14 protein-coding genes and 1 riboswitch are annotated in these 13021 nt (G+C 42.8%); of the genes, 3 read left to right on the top strand and 11 right to left on the bottom strand.

Annotated elements, in window-relative coordinates:
- Positions 1-120: 120 nt before the first annotated feature.
- A riboswitch (TPP riboswitch) is annotated at positions 121-229 on the bottom strand.
- A 235-nt stretch (positions 230-464) separates the two neighbouring features.
- Positions 465-1097 carry a LysE family transporter gene (locus JJ692_RS08665; RefSeq protein WP_024423148.1) on the top strand — a complete coding sequence of 211 codons (633 nt, stop codon included), beginning with the start codon at positions 465-467 and terminating at the stop codon, positions 1095-1097.
- Between the two features lie 45 nt (positions 1098-1142).
- Here the strand turns inward: JJ692_RS08665 and JJ692_RS08660 are convergent, their stop codons facing one another.
- From JJ692_RS08660 to nadB, 5 genes are all read right to left on the bottom strand, one after another.
- Positions 1143-1760, bottom strand: coding sequence for a YhcN/YlaJ family sporulation lipoprotein (locus tag JJ692_RS08660; protein WP_024423149.1), 618 nt, complete (start codon positions 1758-1760; stop codon positions 1143-1145).
- Between the two features lie 333 nt (positions 1761-2093).
- Positions 2094-3365, bottom strand: a complete 1272-nt coding sequence (safA, locus tag JJ692_RS08655) for a SafA/ExsA family spore coat assembly protein (protein WP_206534421.1) — start codon at positions 3363-3365, stop codon at positions 2094-2096.
- 131 nt (positions 3366-3496) lie between these two features.
- A complete protein-coding gene (nadA, locus tag JJ692_RS08650; RefSeq protein ID WP_025092436.1) occupies positions 3497-4606 on the bottom strand; it encodes a quinolinate synthase NadA in 1110 nt (369 codons plus the stop codon).
- The gene (gene nadC / locus JJ692_RS08645) at positions 4593-5456 is read right to left on the bottom strand and encodes a carboxylating nicotinate-nucleotide diphosphorylase (protein WP_125586684.1); all 864 of its coding nucleotides are present in this window, start codon (positions 5454-5456) and stop codon (positions 4593-4595) included. Before nadC ends, nadA begins: the two co-directional genes overlap by 14 nt.
- A complete protein-coding gene (gene nadB / locus JJ692_RS08640) occupies positions 5438-7012 on the bottom strand; it encodes an L-aspartate oxidase (RefSeq protein WP_206534420.1) in 1575 nt (524 codons plus the stop codon). The genes nadC and nadB overlap by 19 nt, the downstream gene beginning before the upstream one ends.
- 94 nt (positions 7013-7106) lie before the next feature.
- Here nadB and JJ692_RS08635 point away from each other — a divergent pair, with 94 nt between their 5' ends.
- Both JJ692_RS08635 and JJ692_RS08630 read left to right on the top strand, forming a co-directional pair.
- Positions 7107-8249, top strand: coding sequence for an IscS subfamily cysteine desulfurase (locus tag JJ692_RS08635; RefSeq protein ID WP_206534419.1), 1143 nt, complete (start codon positions 7107-7109; stop codon positions 8247-8249).
- A 3-nt stretch (positions 8250-8252) separates the two neighbouring features.
- Positions 8253-8795, top strand: coding sequence for a transcription repressor NadR (locus tag JJ692_RS08630; protein WP_206534418.1), 543 nt, complete (start codon positions 8253-8255; stop codon positions 8793-8795).
- Between the two features lie 24 nt (positions 8796-8819).
- On the opposite strand, the gene pheA is transcribed toward JJ692_RS08630, so the two are convergent.
- From pheA to JJ692_RS08600, 6 genes are all read right to left on the bottom strand, one after another.
- Entirely contained in the window at positions 8820-9698 is an 879-nt protein-coding gene (pheA, locus tag JJ692_RS08625) for a prephenate dehydratase (protein ID WP_206534417.1), read from the bottom strand.
- A gap of 18 nt (positions 9699-9716) precedes the next feature.
- On the bottom strand, positions 9717-10160 hold the full coding sequence (locus JJ692_RS08620) for an ACT domain-containing protein (protein WP_008342790.1): 444 nt from the start codon (positions 10158-10160) through the stop codon (positions 9717-9719).
- Between the two features lie 55 nt (positions 10161-10215).
- Positions 10216-11502, bottom strand: coding sequence for a GTPase ObgE (gene obgE, locus JJ692_RS08615; protein WP_206534416.1), 1287 nt, complete (start codon positions 11500-11502; stop codon positions 10216-10218).
- Positions 11503-11523: 21 nt separating this feature from the next.
- The gene (locus tag JJ692_RS08610; protein WP_024423157.1) at positions 11524-12117 is read right to left on the bottom strand and encodes a sporulation initiation phosphotransferase B; all 594 of its coding nucleotides are present in this window, start codon (positions 12115-12117) and stop codon (positions 11524-11526) included.
- A gap of 256 nt (positions 12118-12373) precedes the next feature.
- On the bottom strand, positions 12374-12658 hold the full coding sequence (rpmA, locus tag JJ692_RS08605; protein ID WP_003216586.1) for a 50S ribosomal protein L27: 285 nt from the start codon (positions 12656-12658) through the stop codon (positions 12374-12376).
- A 12-nt stretch (positions 12659-12670) separates the two neighbouring features.
- Complete coding sequence (locus tag JJ692_RS08600) at positions 12671-13009, bottom strand: ribosomal-processing cysteine protease Prp (RefSeq protein ID WP_034621123.1); 339 nt, start codon at positions 13007-13009, stop codon at positions 12671-12673.
- Positions 13010-13021: the final 12 nt, after the last annotated feature.

Raw genomic sequence — 13021 nt, 5'->3', positions numbered from 1 at the left:
GTTCTCTCCTTTTCTTCTTGTCACCGGACAGGATGGAATCAGCACCAGCAAAAAACCAGGCTCTATTTAAAGAACCTGGTTTCGTCGTCAGAAATAACATGCATATCATTGATAGGATACATGCATCATCTTTAACTTCCCCACGCTGGTACGAGCCAGATCAGGTCCAAAGGGTTAAGAAGTTTATGCTTCTCTCTCAGCCCATTTACGGGCACCCCTAGTCACTTTTATTGATTTCCACATCAGTGTAGCATAGAGACATCATGAAGAAAAGAAGATTCAGGAAAATAGTTCCTTTCCCCTACAAGCGTTATGGATCATGTTGATATACAGTCTTCTATACATCATCTATCTCTATCATTTCAATAAAATCTGAAATAAACATTGATCCTTTTCTCCTATTATGTATAATTAATCTAAACGGAGAATTTTTATACAATTTGTTCAAAGGAAGTTCTAGTCGATTGCAAACATTTCTCACATTTATCGTCGTAGGATTCTCAATTGCTCTGCCTGTTGGAGCAATCACGGTTGAAATGACAAAACAGGGACTCAAAAACGGATTCTTTCATGGTTTAACTGTCGGAGCAGGCGGTATGACCATAGACTTATTACTTATTTTAGCTTTATATGCTGGATTTGCTCAGTTTTTATCTTTGCCGTTTGTTCAAATCCCGCTCTGGCTGATCGGAGCTGTATTTTTAATGATTCTCGCATACGATTCCATTAAAAATGCGGATCAAGATATCCATTTAGCAGGAGAAAAGGTCAATAAATCATTCGCAAAAACATATCGAAACGGCTTGCTCGTGGCGGTATCTCCTGGAAATCTTGTGTTCTGGGTTTCTGTTTTTGGTGCTGTACTTGCGGATGCGTATACAAAAACAGATTCATCTGAATTTATGCTGGCTGCCGGCGGTATTTTGGCAGGGATTCTCCTTCATGACATCGGTCTTCTCACACTTGTATCCTTAACAAGAAAAGTGATGAATCGAACGATGATCAAGTGGACATCCATTATTGCTGGTATTTTATTACTAGGGTTTGGCTGTTATTTCTTTTACGAATTTTATATAGGCATCAAGGTTTATTTTTAAGAAAAGGCTAAAGTTCGTAATGAACTTTAGCCTTTTTGTGTCAAACTATCGGGTCATGCCTGTTTGGCCTGTTTCAAATTGCGTTCTTCTCATGTCTCTAAAGCGTGTGAATGCACCTTCATCTTTTATGACTTGGACTGCTCTTCCATCCGCATAACGAGTCGCTGCTTCTTCTACTTGTGATACGCCTTCTGACGTCAGGCGGCCATCTGATTTAATGGCAATATACACATTCTCATCCGTCACCATGACTTGAGAGTCTGCCACGTGATTCATTTTATTGATGCGGTTGGCAATTTTTCTTGAACGCTGGATGTTCTCTTGTTTATCGTAGCCTGAGAACGACATTTGGTTATGATAGTTCATATCTCCATGACTGTAGCGTCCATCTCCACCTGTGAGAGGCATTCGATCATCAGCTTGAGGACGTGTACGGTAATCAACATTTGTTGTATTTCTCCCGTTCATTCCCTCCATGAGTTCAGAAACTGGTCCTTGATGATCTTGGTTGTTGTCTTCCGCTCGTTGATTCGAATGATAACCAACCGGCTGGCCTGATTGATTATGACGTGTATCGACACCTGCGTTATTATTTGCACCACATGCTGTTAAACCAATAGGAAGAAGCACTAATGCGATTGTTTTTTGCCATTTTTGTCTCAAACGAAAAACCCCCTGTACAAATTCAATCTCATGAGCGCGAAACAGGCTCTGTTTTAGCATGTACAGTTAGGAAAAAAATCAAGCTGTCAGTTATAAACAAAAAAAGGAACGATTGAGATCGTTCCTTCTGATTGGTGACAAATGGCTAAAATGTTTTTGATTTTAGCCATTTGTCTTCTTTTCAGCGTAATAGAAAACCTTTGCAGTCTAGGAAGGGCGAGCACCGGAACGGAGCGAATTTGACATTCGTGAGTACCGGCGCGCAGACCTGACACCGAATGCGAGGGTTTGTCTACACGCTGAAAGGAACGATTGAGATCGTTCCTTCTGTCATTAATCTTCTTCTTCTTCCTCCGGCCTTGCAAAAACGGATTGACCTGGATATGGCTGCATGTAAGGCTGAGCTGGATAAGCCCCCATTTGGCCATAAGGAACAGGATTCGGATAATGTCCTGGCCAAGGCTGATGATGCTTCATGCCATCATCGCATCCGCAATCTTCCTTGCCATATGCTGCATTTGAAACGTTTGGATAAAAGCCTTGATTTGCGTTGGCATTTGCATTGGCGTTTGGATGCGTATGGTGATGCCAGTGATGTCCGTCGTTTGCATGGTGCTCATGATTTTCTCCGTAGTAAGCAGGCGCTTGATACGCAGGATAATAAGGATGAGCCGGGTATGGATATGGCATCATATGATGGTGATAATATGGATGGATAGGATAACATAAGCCCGATCCCGGTAAAATTGGCGATGCCGGCACCATTTGCTGCGGATATGGATACATCGCCGGCATGTAATGACCATGGCCATAACCAAAATAAGGATCATATGGTTCATGATGATGATGCTGGTGATGATGCTCGTTATTTTCAGCCATTCCCCCTACCGCTGCCCCTCCCACATTTGGCATTTGCGGGAAGTTAGGAAGGTTCGGATAATTGCCATGCTCCATGTCTTTTCCCTCCTCTTTTTGATGCGGAATATGAATAAACGGATCATACCCCTTTGCCACTTCATCTTTTAGATGACCTTTATTTTCATGATGAAAATGGTCCTTGTGATCTTTATGTTCCTTATTTTCATGATGGACATGACCCTTGTTATCTTTGTGGTCTTTATTTTCATGATGAAAATGATCCTTGTGATCCTTTTTGTCATGAACATGATCTTTCTTCTCATGAACGTGATCTTTTTTTTCATGATGATCTTTTTTGGGAGGAGGTGTGAATGGCTGGTAGAGATTGGTCTGATAATAGTTCACATCCACTTGCGGAAAAACTGGCTGCTCGATTTTTGGCACTGGCGGTACATATGGCACCGGTTCATTTGGCTTTTCCTTCGGTTTCGTATCTTGCACTTGCACGACATCTTTTGGCTTTTCTTTCACATACGGATGTTCTTTCGTTTTTGGCATTTCTTTTGCTTTGTGATGATCTGTTTTTACAGGAACACCACTAGATGGAATTTTAATCTTCATACCCGGCATGATTAAATCAGGATTACTGAGCTGTGAATTTAGTTTTTTCAATTCTTGAAAGTCGACTCCGTATTTCTTTGAAATTTTCCAAAGGGAGTCTCCTTTTTGCACAATATGAATTTTCAACGTTTTCCCCTCCTATGCAAAACGTGAACGTAACGGTTATGTCAGAAGTACAATATGTTTCAACATAAATTTATGCCTATTTACAAGCCGATATGATAAAAACTTGTTTTCTGATAGGAGGGGCTGATTCATTATTTAATGGCGAGCATTTTCTCAAGTGCAAGCAAAGCGTCTTTCGTGATGTCTTCATTGACCTGTATCAACCCGGCCGGCTGACCCTTCTCAATGCTTTCCAGTGACCATAGCAAATGAGGCAGATCAATCCGGTTCATAGTCAAACATGGACACATATCTGGGTTAAGGGATTCAATTTGTTTATCTGGGTGCTGCGCTATGATCCGTTTGACTAAATTCATCTCTGTTCCAATCGCCCATTTGCTTCCTGCTGGCGCCTGTTTGATCGTATCAATAATAAATTTCGTTGAACCTGCTAGGTCAGAAGCCCTTACGACCTCATGCGTGCATTCAGGATGAACAAGAATTTGAATGTCACGGTCTTTTTTTCTCATTTCTTCTATATTCCGAACGGTAAACTTCTCATGTACAGAGCAATGGCCTTTCCATAAAATCATCTTGATCCGGGAAAGCGGCTGATCGGTGATAAGCTTTTCTTCTATCTGATCCCAGACAGCCATTTCTTCTAGCGGAATACCTAAATCAAATGCTGTATTACGTCCTAGGTGCTGATCAGGGAGAAACAGAATCCGCTCTTTTTGTGTCAGCGCCCACTCGAGTACTTTTTTAGCATTTGATGAAGTCACTGTTGCCCCGCCATGTTTGCCAACAAATGCTTTAATGTCTGCTGTTGAATTGACATACGTAAGCGGAAGTATTGTATCCCCAAACAAATTAGTGAGCTGCTCCCATGCTCTGTCTGTTTGTTTCATATTTGCCATATCTGCCATGGAACAGCCTGCCCTCATATCTGGCAATACAACGCTCTGATTCTTGTTTGACAGCATATCTGCCGTTTCTGCCATAAAATGAACACCGCAGAATACAATGTATTCAGCCTCATGATTGTCAGCCGCTATTTGTGCCAGCTGCAATGAATCTCCTGTTGCATCTGCAAATTCAATGACCTCATCCTTTTGATAATGGTGGCCTGGTATAAAAAGCTTTGAGCCAAAAGCCCGCTTAATGTCTAACACTCGCTGCTTCATCTCATCATCAGAGCGGTGTTTATATTCATCTGGCATCATGACTGCATGTTGATTGGCTAATACATTAAGCATGGACATGAGTTGTTCCCCCTTTATGACTGAATTCCATATTCATACTAAAATCAAATGCTGGAGCAGAATGAGTCAGAAAACCAAGTGAAATAAGGTCGACTCCTGTCCCCCTGTAGCTTGGCAATGTCTCTAGCGTGATGCCCCCTGAAGCCTCTGTCAGAATGGACTCTGGCGTCATTTGTTTAAAACGTTTTACCTCGTCCGGAGAGCAGTTATCAAACATGATGACATCCGCTTTTGCATCAATGGCTTCTATAAGCTGCGTTTCTGATTCAATTTCCACTTCAATTTTCACCATATGACCGGCATATGCTCTTGCTTTCTCTACAGCTTCACGAATAGAACCGCATGCGGCAATATGATTATCTTTAATCATCACCCCATCCGATAAGCCAAAGCGATGATTCTTTCCACCGCCTGTCTTCACTGCGTATTTCTCTAACATACGCAGGCCGGGTGTCGTTTTTCTCGTATCACAAATCGTAATAGACGGGTCGCCTAATCGCTGCACCGCCTCATGTGTTAAGGTGGCGATACCTGTCATTCGCTGCAAAAGATTTAAAATGACCCTCTCTCCCTTTAATAAGTCGTTGACTGGGCCCTTTATTTTCGCCAGTACAGCGCCTGAATGAATCCAATCACCTTCTTGAAAATACAGCTCCGTTTGAATCTGTTCATTCAACAGGCGGTACCCTAGATCAATCACTTGTGATCCTGCCAATACACCAGATTGTTTCGCAATGATAAAAGCTGTTCCCTTCTTGTCCCCAAAGATGGCATCTGCTGATACATCTCCAAAGCCAATATCTTCTGTGAAAAAATGAGTGAGCATTTGTTTTAACTGTAAACGTTCCATTTGGCACCGATCCTTTCATTTTTCATGATATGAATGTGACCTTTTTCATGAACAATCTGCCTGCCCCGCCACAACGCATCGCTCCGCTCTGGATAATCCATTCGATAATGGCCGCCTCTGCTTTCTGTACGGAGTAATGCAGATTTGGCAAGGCAAACCGCTAATGCCCATTGATTGCTTAATTCGATCTGTTCATTTGTGATATCCTTCACATTAATTTGCTGAAAATTGACATGCTGTAACGAATGAAGCAAGGTCTGCAAGCCTTTTTCATCTCTCACAATGGCCGCAAATGTAGTCATCCATTGTCTCAGCTGAGTTGTTGAAATCATTGGGACCATCCATATTTCTTGAATGGAAAAAGGTGGACTTGTTTCTTTCTGTTTAGGCAGTTGTTCAATTCTCTGTGCCGCTTTGCTGCCTAACACGAGACCTTCCAGAAGAGAATTACTCGCCAATCGATTCGCACCGTGTAAGCCAGTACAGGCCGCTTCTCCAATGGCAAATAGCGCTGGAACAGTCGTTTCTCCATATTCATTGACGCTGATGCCGCCCATTAAAAAGTGCATACCGGGGGAAATTGGCAGCCTGCCGTTTTCCATATCAACGCCTGCACGCTGGCACATCTGAGCTATGGCCGGAAAACGAGCTGAAAAATGCGGGATATCATGGATGTTAAGATACAATTGATGACCTAATTGCTGCTCATGAAAAATAGTTCTAGCGACCACATCTCTAGGTGCTAAATCAGCTTGTGGGTGAATACCTTTCATGATCCGCCTGCCTGTTTCATCTTCTAAATAAGCTCCCTCTCCCCGTACTGCCTCTGAAATGAGGCCAACTGCTTTTCCAGCGATTGTTAAAAGAGTTGGATGGAATTGAACAAATTCGAGATCCACTAATTGTGCCCCGGCTCGATAGGCCATCATCAGTCCGTCTCCTGTGATAGAAGGATCATTTGTGTTTGTCTCATATAGGGAGCCGCAGCCGCCAGTTGATAAAACAACGGCATCTGCGGTCATCGTATGTACGTGTCCTGTCTCGTCTTTCCATACAACACCCGTACATGTCCCTTCATGAATCAATAGATCAATGACATGATGATATTCGTATAAATGAATATGTGAGCCGAGCTGACTTTTCAGAAACTGTACAAGGGTTTTACCTGATTGATCTCCTCCTGCATGCAAGATGCGATGAGTGGTATGTGCTCCCTCTTTGCCTAATTGCGGCTCTCCTGCCTCATCTTGATCAAATGGACAGCCTTCTGCTACGAGCTGCTCCACAAGGTGTTTTCCAAGTCTCACGATTTCTTGTACGGTTCTTTCATCATTGTGATCACAGCCGGCAGCTAGTGTATCTTGCACATGCTGCTCAGCTGAGTCATGTGCTGAAAAGGCAGCAGCGATTCCTCCTTGAGCCAGCATGGAATTACTAGATGAACATTGTTTTTTTGTCATCATGATGACCTGGCAGCTTTTCGAAATGGTTTTTGCAAAGGAAAGCGCTGCAATGCCTGATCCCACCACAATGACTTTTTTGATTGATGACACCATCGCCCCTCCTGTCATTTACACCTGTCTTGACACATATCATTACACAACACTAAAATAAATACAAGAAAAAATTTTCACACGGGAGATGGATGGGTTGGTTTATTTAGATTACGCAGCTTCTACACCTGTTTCAGAGGAAGCGCTGCATGTTTTTGAGCAGCTAAGCAAAAATTTCTACGGAAATGCAAGCAGCCTTCATGATGCTGGGGGAAAAGCAAATGACATATTGACTTACAGCAGACAATCACTCGCTGCCATGATCGAGGGTGAACCGGATGGGATCTATTTTACAAGCGGTGGAACTGAATCCAATCTCCTTGCGATTCAATCGATCATCAATGGACTGCCAGCACATCAACAGCATGTCATCACAACTTCAGTTGAGCATCCTTCTGTTCATTATGCAGTTAGCAGCTTAGAGCGTCTTGGCGTAAAAGTCACGATCATTGAACCGAATCAGGATGGAATCATAACAAAGGACATTCTCAAAAAAGCATTATTGCCTGAAACAGGACTAGTATCTATTCAGCATGCTAATTCAGAAACAGGAATTATCCAGCCGCTTGCTGAATTAGCGCCTCTTTTAAAAGAAAGGAACATTCTTTTTCATACAGATGCTGTGCAAACATTTGGAAAGATTCGTGTGTCCATCAAAGAACTTGGAGTCGATGCTGTGTCCATCTCAAGTCATAAAGTGTATGCTCCTAAAGGCGCTGGTGCCGTTTATATGGGCGCTCATGTTCCTTGGAAACCTTTATATACAGGAGCAGTTCAGGAAAATGGCTTACGTCCAGGGACAGTAAACGTTCCATGTATCGGTGCTTTTGCTGCTGCAAGTGAACAAGCGATGCTTAGGCTGGATGAACAGCAAAAATTAGATAAGCAGCTGCGTGATTATTTTCTTCAGCAGTTAAAAATAAGACAGCTGCCAGTTCGTACACTTCAGGACATTGACAATCGCCGCACGCTTCCTCATATTATTGGTTGTTTTTTTGAAGGGTTTGAAGGACAATATGTAATGTTAGCATGTAACCGGCATGGGATTTGTCTATCTACTGGAAGCGCATGTGCTTCCGGTTATCACCATCCTTCCCCTGCTGTGAAGGCATTGCGTGTATCAGATCGTGATGCCCTACAATTTATTCGACTATCATTTGGATATCAGTCATCAAAAGATGACATCGATCAGCTTTTGCATACATTTGAGCATTTGCAAAAGGAGAAGAAGGGAGCTTAGGACGTGGAGCAAGAGAGGAAACTCATTGGCGAAGAAAGAAGAAACGCCATTTTAGAGTGGCTGAAAGAAACAGACACACCGCTTACTGGAAGCTTTTTAGCTAAAAAGGCGGCTGTCTCTCGGCAAGTCATTGTACAAGATATTTCATTATTAAAAGCAAAAAGCGAACCCATTATTGCCACAAGCCAAGGCTATGTGTATATGGCAGCGCAGCATGCGCCAGAAAGAGAAATTGAACAAATCATCGCCTGCAAACATGATCCTGCTCGTACAGAAGAGGAACTGACATTGATTGTAGACTTTGGAGTGACGGTGAAAGATGTGATCATTGAGCACCCCGTTTATGGTGAACTAACGGCCTCTATTCGCGTCAGCACACGGAAACAAGTTGCTGATTTTGTCCATCATATTTCTAACACCGGCGCGTCCTACTTGTCAGAACTAACAGACGGCGTGCATCTGCATACTCTCACTTCTTACAGCCAAAAGCAGCTTGATCAAGCCATTCAAGCGCTGGATGATGCTGGGTTTTTAATAAAAGACTAAAAAAATAGTGTCCTGCACGGGACACTATTTTTCATTCGTTAATTCATATGTTTGATAGCTGCCGAGCAGCTTGACCTCACAGCCAATCGCTTCTAATTCTTGAATCGCACCAGGGACGAGGACATCATCCAATTCTTTTTCAATATCAATAATAAATAAATAATGTCCAAGGCCTGTTTTTGTCGGACGAGATTCAATTTTTGACAAGTTGAGATTCCGCCAAGAAAAAGCAGACAGCACGCGGTGCAATGCGCCTGATTGGTCATCCTTAGGCAGACTGACCACAATGGTCGTTTTTGGCTTTGATGAGAAACCAGAATTCATTGGGAACGATGCGTTAGGATCTTTATGTAAAATCACAAAGCGTGTATGGTTGTGCGGATAATCATGAATGTCTTTTTTTGCAATCGCCAAACCATACGTTTTTGCGGCAATTTCATTGGCAATAGCCCCGACAGCTTCATCTGGATGCTCACTGATGTATTTTGCTGCATAGCCTGTTGATTCCACTGGCCGATGAGGAATATGAGGGTACTGCTTTTTCAGAAATTGATGACACTGGGCAATCGCGTGAGGATGCGATTGAATGACATCTAACGTCTCCCAGCTCTTCGCTCTTGATGGGTGGACAAGCAAATGCTGCCGAATTGGTGCTGTCATCTCCCCCACAATGGACAGCGCTTCTTCATGAATTAAATAATCAATCGTTAAGTTCACAGAGCCTTCGAGTGCATTTTCAAGTGGAACGACCGCCAAATCGACTTCGCCTTTTGACACAGCATCCATACATTGTGGAATCGTTGCATAGGCACGCTGCACCGCATCTTTTGGAAAACAAGAGCATACGGCCAAATGAGTAAATGTTGCCTCTGGTCCAAAATAACCTACAGTTAATTGCTTCATCTGCTATGATCTCTCCTTTTACGCCCCAGAACCGAGAATTTCGACTTTTTCGACAAATTCAAGCTTTCTTAATTGATTCATGACGGTGTTGATATCATCTGCCATACCAGCTGTACTAATTGATAAGGTGACATTCGCTCTTCCTTGCAGCGGAATCGTTTGGTGAATGGATAACACATTACAGCCAGAGTCAGCCACAATTTGAAGCAGTCTTGATAAAGCTCCAGACCGATCCTCAAGGTGGAAAAACAATGTGATGATCTGCTCTTTCACCATTGTATAAAATGGAAAAACAGCATCTCGATATTTATAAAAAGCACTGCGGCTTAAATCCGCTTTTTGAACAGCATCAGCAACTGAATCCGCTTTTTTGCGATCGAGAAGCTTTTTGACTTCAAGCGTTTTTCGCATCGCATCTGGAAGTACATCCTCTCTTACTAAATAGAACGTTTCTTCTTTCACCTGTTTTCTCCCCTTTTAAAAACGGGAGAGCCCATGGTCTGGACCCTCCTTTTGATCAATCAATAAATTCGAATTCAAATTCAAGCAGACGAATGATGTCGCCATCTTTTGCTCCGCGCTCACGCAAGGCATCATCGACACCCATTCCGCGCAGCTGTCTAGAGAATCGTTTAACAGATTCATCTCTTGAGAAGTCTGTCATCTTAAACAGACGCTCAAGTGCTTTACCCGTTAAGACAAATGTGCCATCAGGATCTCTAGAGATCTCAAATGGTGCATCGCCTTCATCAAATCTGTACATCACGCGGTTATCCGACAGCTCCTCTTCATTATAGAGCGGGAATTCCGGTGTTGTTTCAAGCTGATTGGCGATTTCAAATAAGAGCTCACGAAGCCCTTCTCTTGTGATCGCACTAATCGGGAACACTTTATAGTCATCCGTTAATTTTTCTTTAAATGCCTCTAGATTGTCAGCTGCATCTGGCATGTCCATTTTGTTCGCAACAATGATTTGCGGACGCTCTGTCAATCTCATATTGTACTGCTCAAGCTCTTCATTAATCGTCACGTAGTCTTCGTATGGGTCACGTCCTTCAAGTCCAGACATATCAATGACATGGACAATGACACGTGTACGCTCAATATGACGTAAAAATTGATGACCTAAGCCAACGCCTTCGTGCGCTCCTTCGATCAGTCCTGGCAGATCCGCCATAACAAAGCTTCGGTTATCGTCCGTTTCAACAACCCCGAGGTTCGGTACAAGCGTTGTAAAATGATAATCCGCAATTTTTGGTTTCGCAGAAGAGACAATCGAGAGCAGCGTTGACTTCCCGACACTTGGGAAACCAACAAGTCCAACATCTGCAAGTACTTTTAATTCTAAGATGACGTCACGTTCTTTACCTGGCTCACCGTTTTCAGACAGCTGTGGTGCAGGGTTTGCTGGTGTTGCGAAGCGTGAATTCCCACGTCCGCCACGTCCGCCTTTGGCAATTACAGCCCGCTGCCCATGCTCTGTCAAGTCAGCTAGTACTTGTTCCGTCTCTGCATCTGTCACAACCGTACCCGGCGGAACTTTGACAATCATTTCTTCCGCATTTCGGCCATGCTGGTTTTTACTCATTCCGTGCTCGCCGCGGTCAGCCTTGAAATGGCGCTTATAACGAAAGTCCATTAACGTTCTAAGTCCTTCGTCTACTTCAAATACAACATCTGCACCATTTCCGCCGTCGCCGCCTGCTGGGCCGCCCCTTGGTACATATTTTTCACGACGGAACGCCACCATACCGTTTCCGCCGTCACCGCCTTTAACATACACTTTAACCTGATCTACAAACATAACTTCCTCCGTTTCTCTGCATCACATATCTCGTTCTTGCCTCAAACAAAGCTCAATCATGGACTCATGAGGCGTCACATGAAATTGCGTTATACTCATACATGGATAGTTTGCGTCATGAAACGCATTTAACGCATCCAAACTTGTTAATTTTCCTTTGAAATCAAAATATAAGATCACATCATTTTCTTCATGATCTGTTTGGAAAGTGACCGTTAAATGATTTTCAGTTTTTTGGCAAACTGATTGATCGAATATCGAAAACAACTCCTGTGATACCGTTAGCAGCTGCGATTCATATGCTGATAAGTCTCGGGTTTCACCAAGCACTTCATATTCTAAGGTGATAAAATGCGACTCCCAATTAAATGTTAGAAAGTAATAGGCCAATTGGGGAATTTTTAAATTTGAGAGTTTGGATTCATGCTGTGCTTCAATGACCATTTCTTCTATAATTTCAAACACGCGGTCATATTTTTCTAATGTCAAGTTGCCTTTGATCAGCTGTAATTTATTCATCCAGTCGTGTCTTGAACGACTGAGCAGATAGATCAATTCATTTGTTAATGCAACGTGAGTTAATTTTTCATTTTCTTTACTTGGTATCTCTTCCATTATCGCACTCCCAATCGTTTGGTCTCTCTTTTAGGAGTCTTATCATCAATATGTCTCCCTGAATTATAACAGAGAAGACAGCATAGAAAAACACTAGTTATGTGAGGAAAGGTTGTTTTTTCTGATCGTATAGGAGAAAATGAGGCAAAGTCAGCAAACGTTCTTTGATATTTATGGAGTGCATCTTCTTTTATCATCTTCGGTACTGCTTGTAAAAAGTGAAAAAACTCCAGTCAATGACCGGAGTTTTTAGCAATTATTGTGCCGCAGGATATACGCTCACTTTTTTACGGTCACGACCGAAACGTTCGAATTTAACTGTTCCGTCGATTTTAGCGAAAAGAGTGTCGTCGCCTCCGCGTCCAACGTTTTCACCTGGATAGATTTTCGTTCCACGTTGACGATAAAGGATAGAACCACCAGTTACGAATTGACCATCAGCACGTTTAGCGCCTAAACGTTTAGACTCAGAGTCACGTCCGTTCTTTGTAGAACCTACCCCTTTTTTAGATGCGAAAAATTGAAGATCTAATCTAAGCATGAAGTTCACCTCCTATTTTTTTGTTGATATTCTCACATAATCGTGATAATCTCGTTCAATTGTCTCTAAGGAAACGACCATGCCTTCTAAAAGCAGCTGGGCTTTTTCAAAGGATACTGGATCTGTATCAGCCGGCAGTTCAAAAGAGAAGTAGCCGCCATCTTCACCAATATCAAGCAGTGGGTCCAATCCTGTCAGTGCAATAATTGAATTGACTGAGCCGAAAACAACAGCAGATACACCTGCACAAACGAGATCCTGACCTTTTTCAGCAAACTCGGCATGTCCAGTCATCTGAAAAGACGTAATGCTTTCATCTGCTGATGACCGAGTAATGGTTGCTTTGATCATATCACTCACACG

The sequence above is a fragment of the Bacillus sp. 3a genome (assembly GCF_017161885.1).
Taxonomy (GTDB): Bacteria; Bacillota; Bacilli; order Bacillales; family Bacillaceae; genus Bacillus; species Bacillus safensis.
Note: the sequence above shows the minus strand (reverse complement) of the source record. Positions and strands in the feature narration are given on the sequence as shown.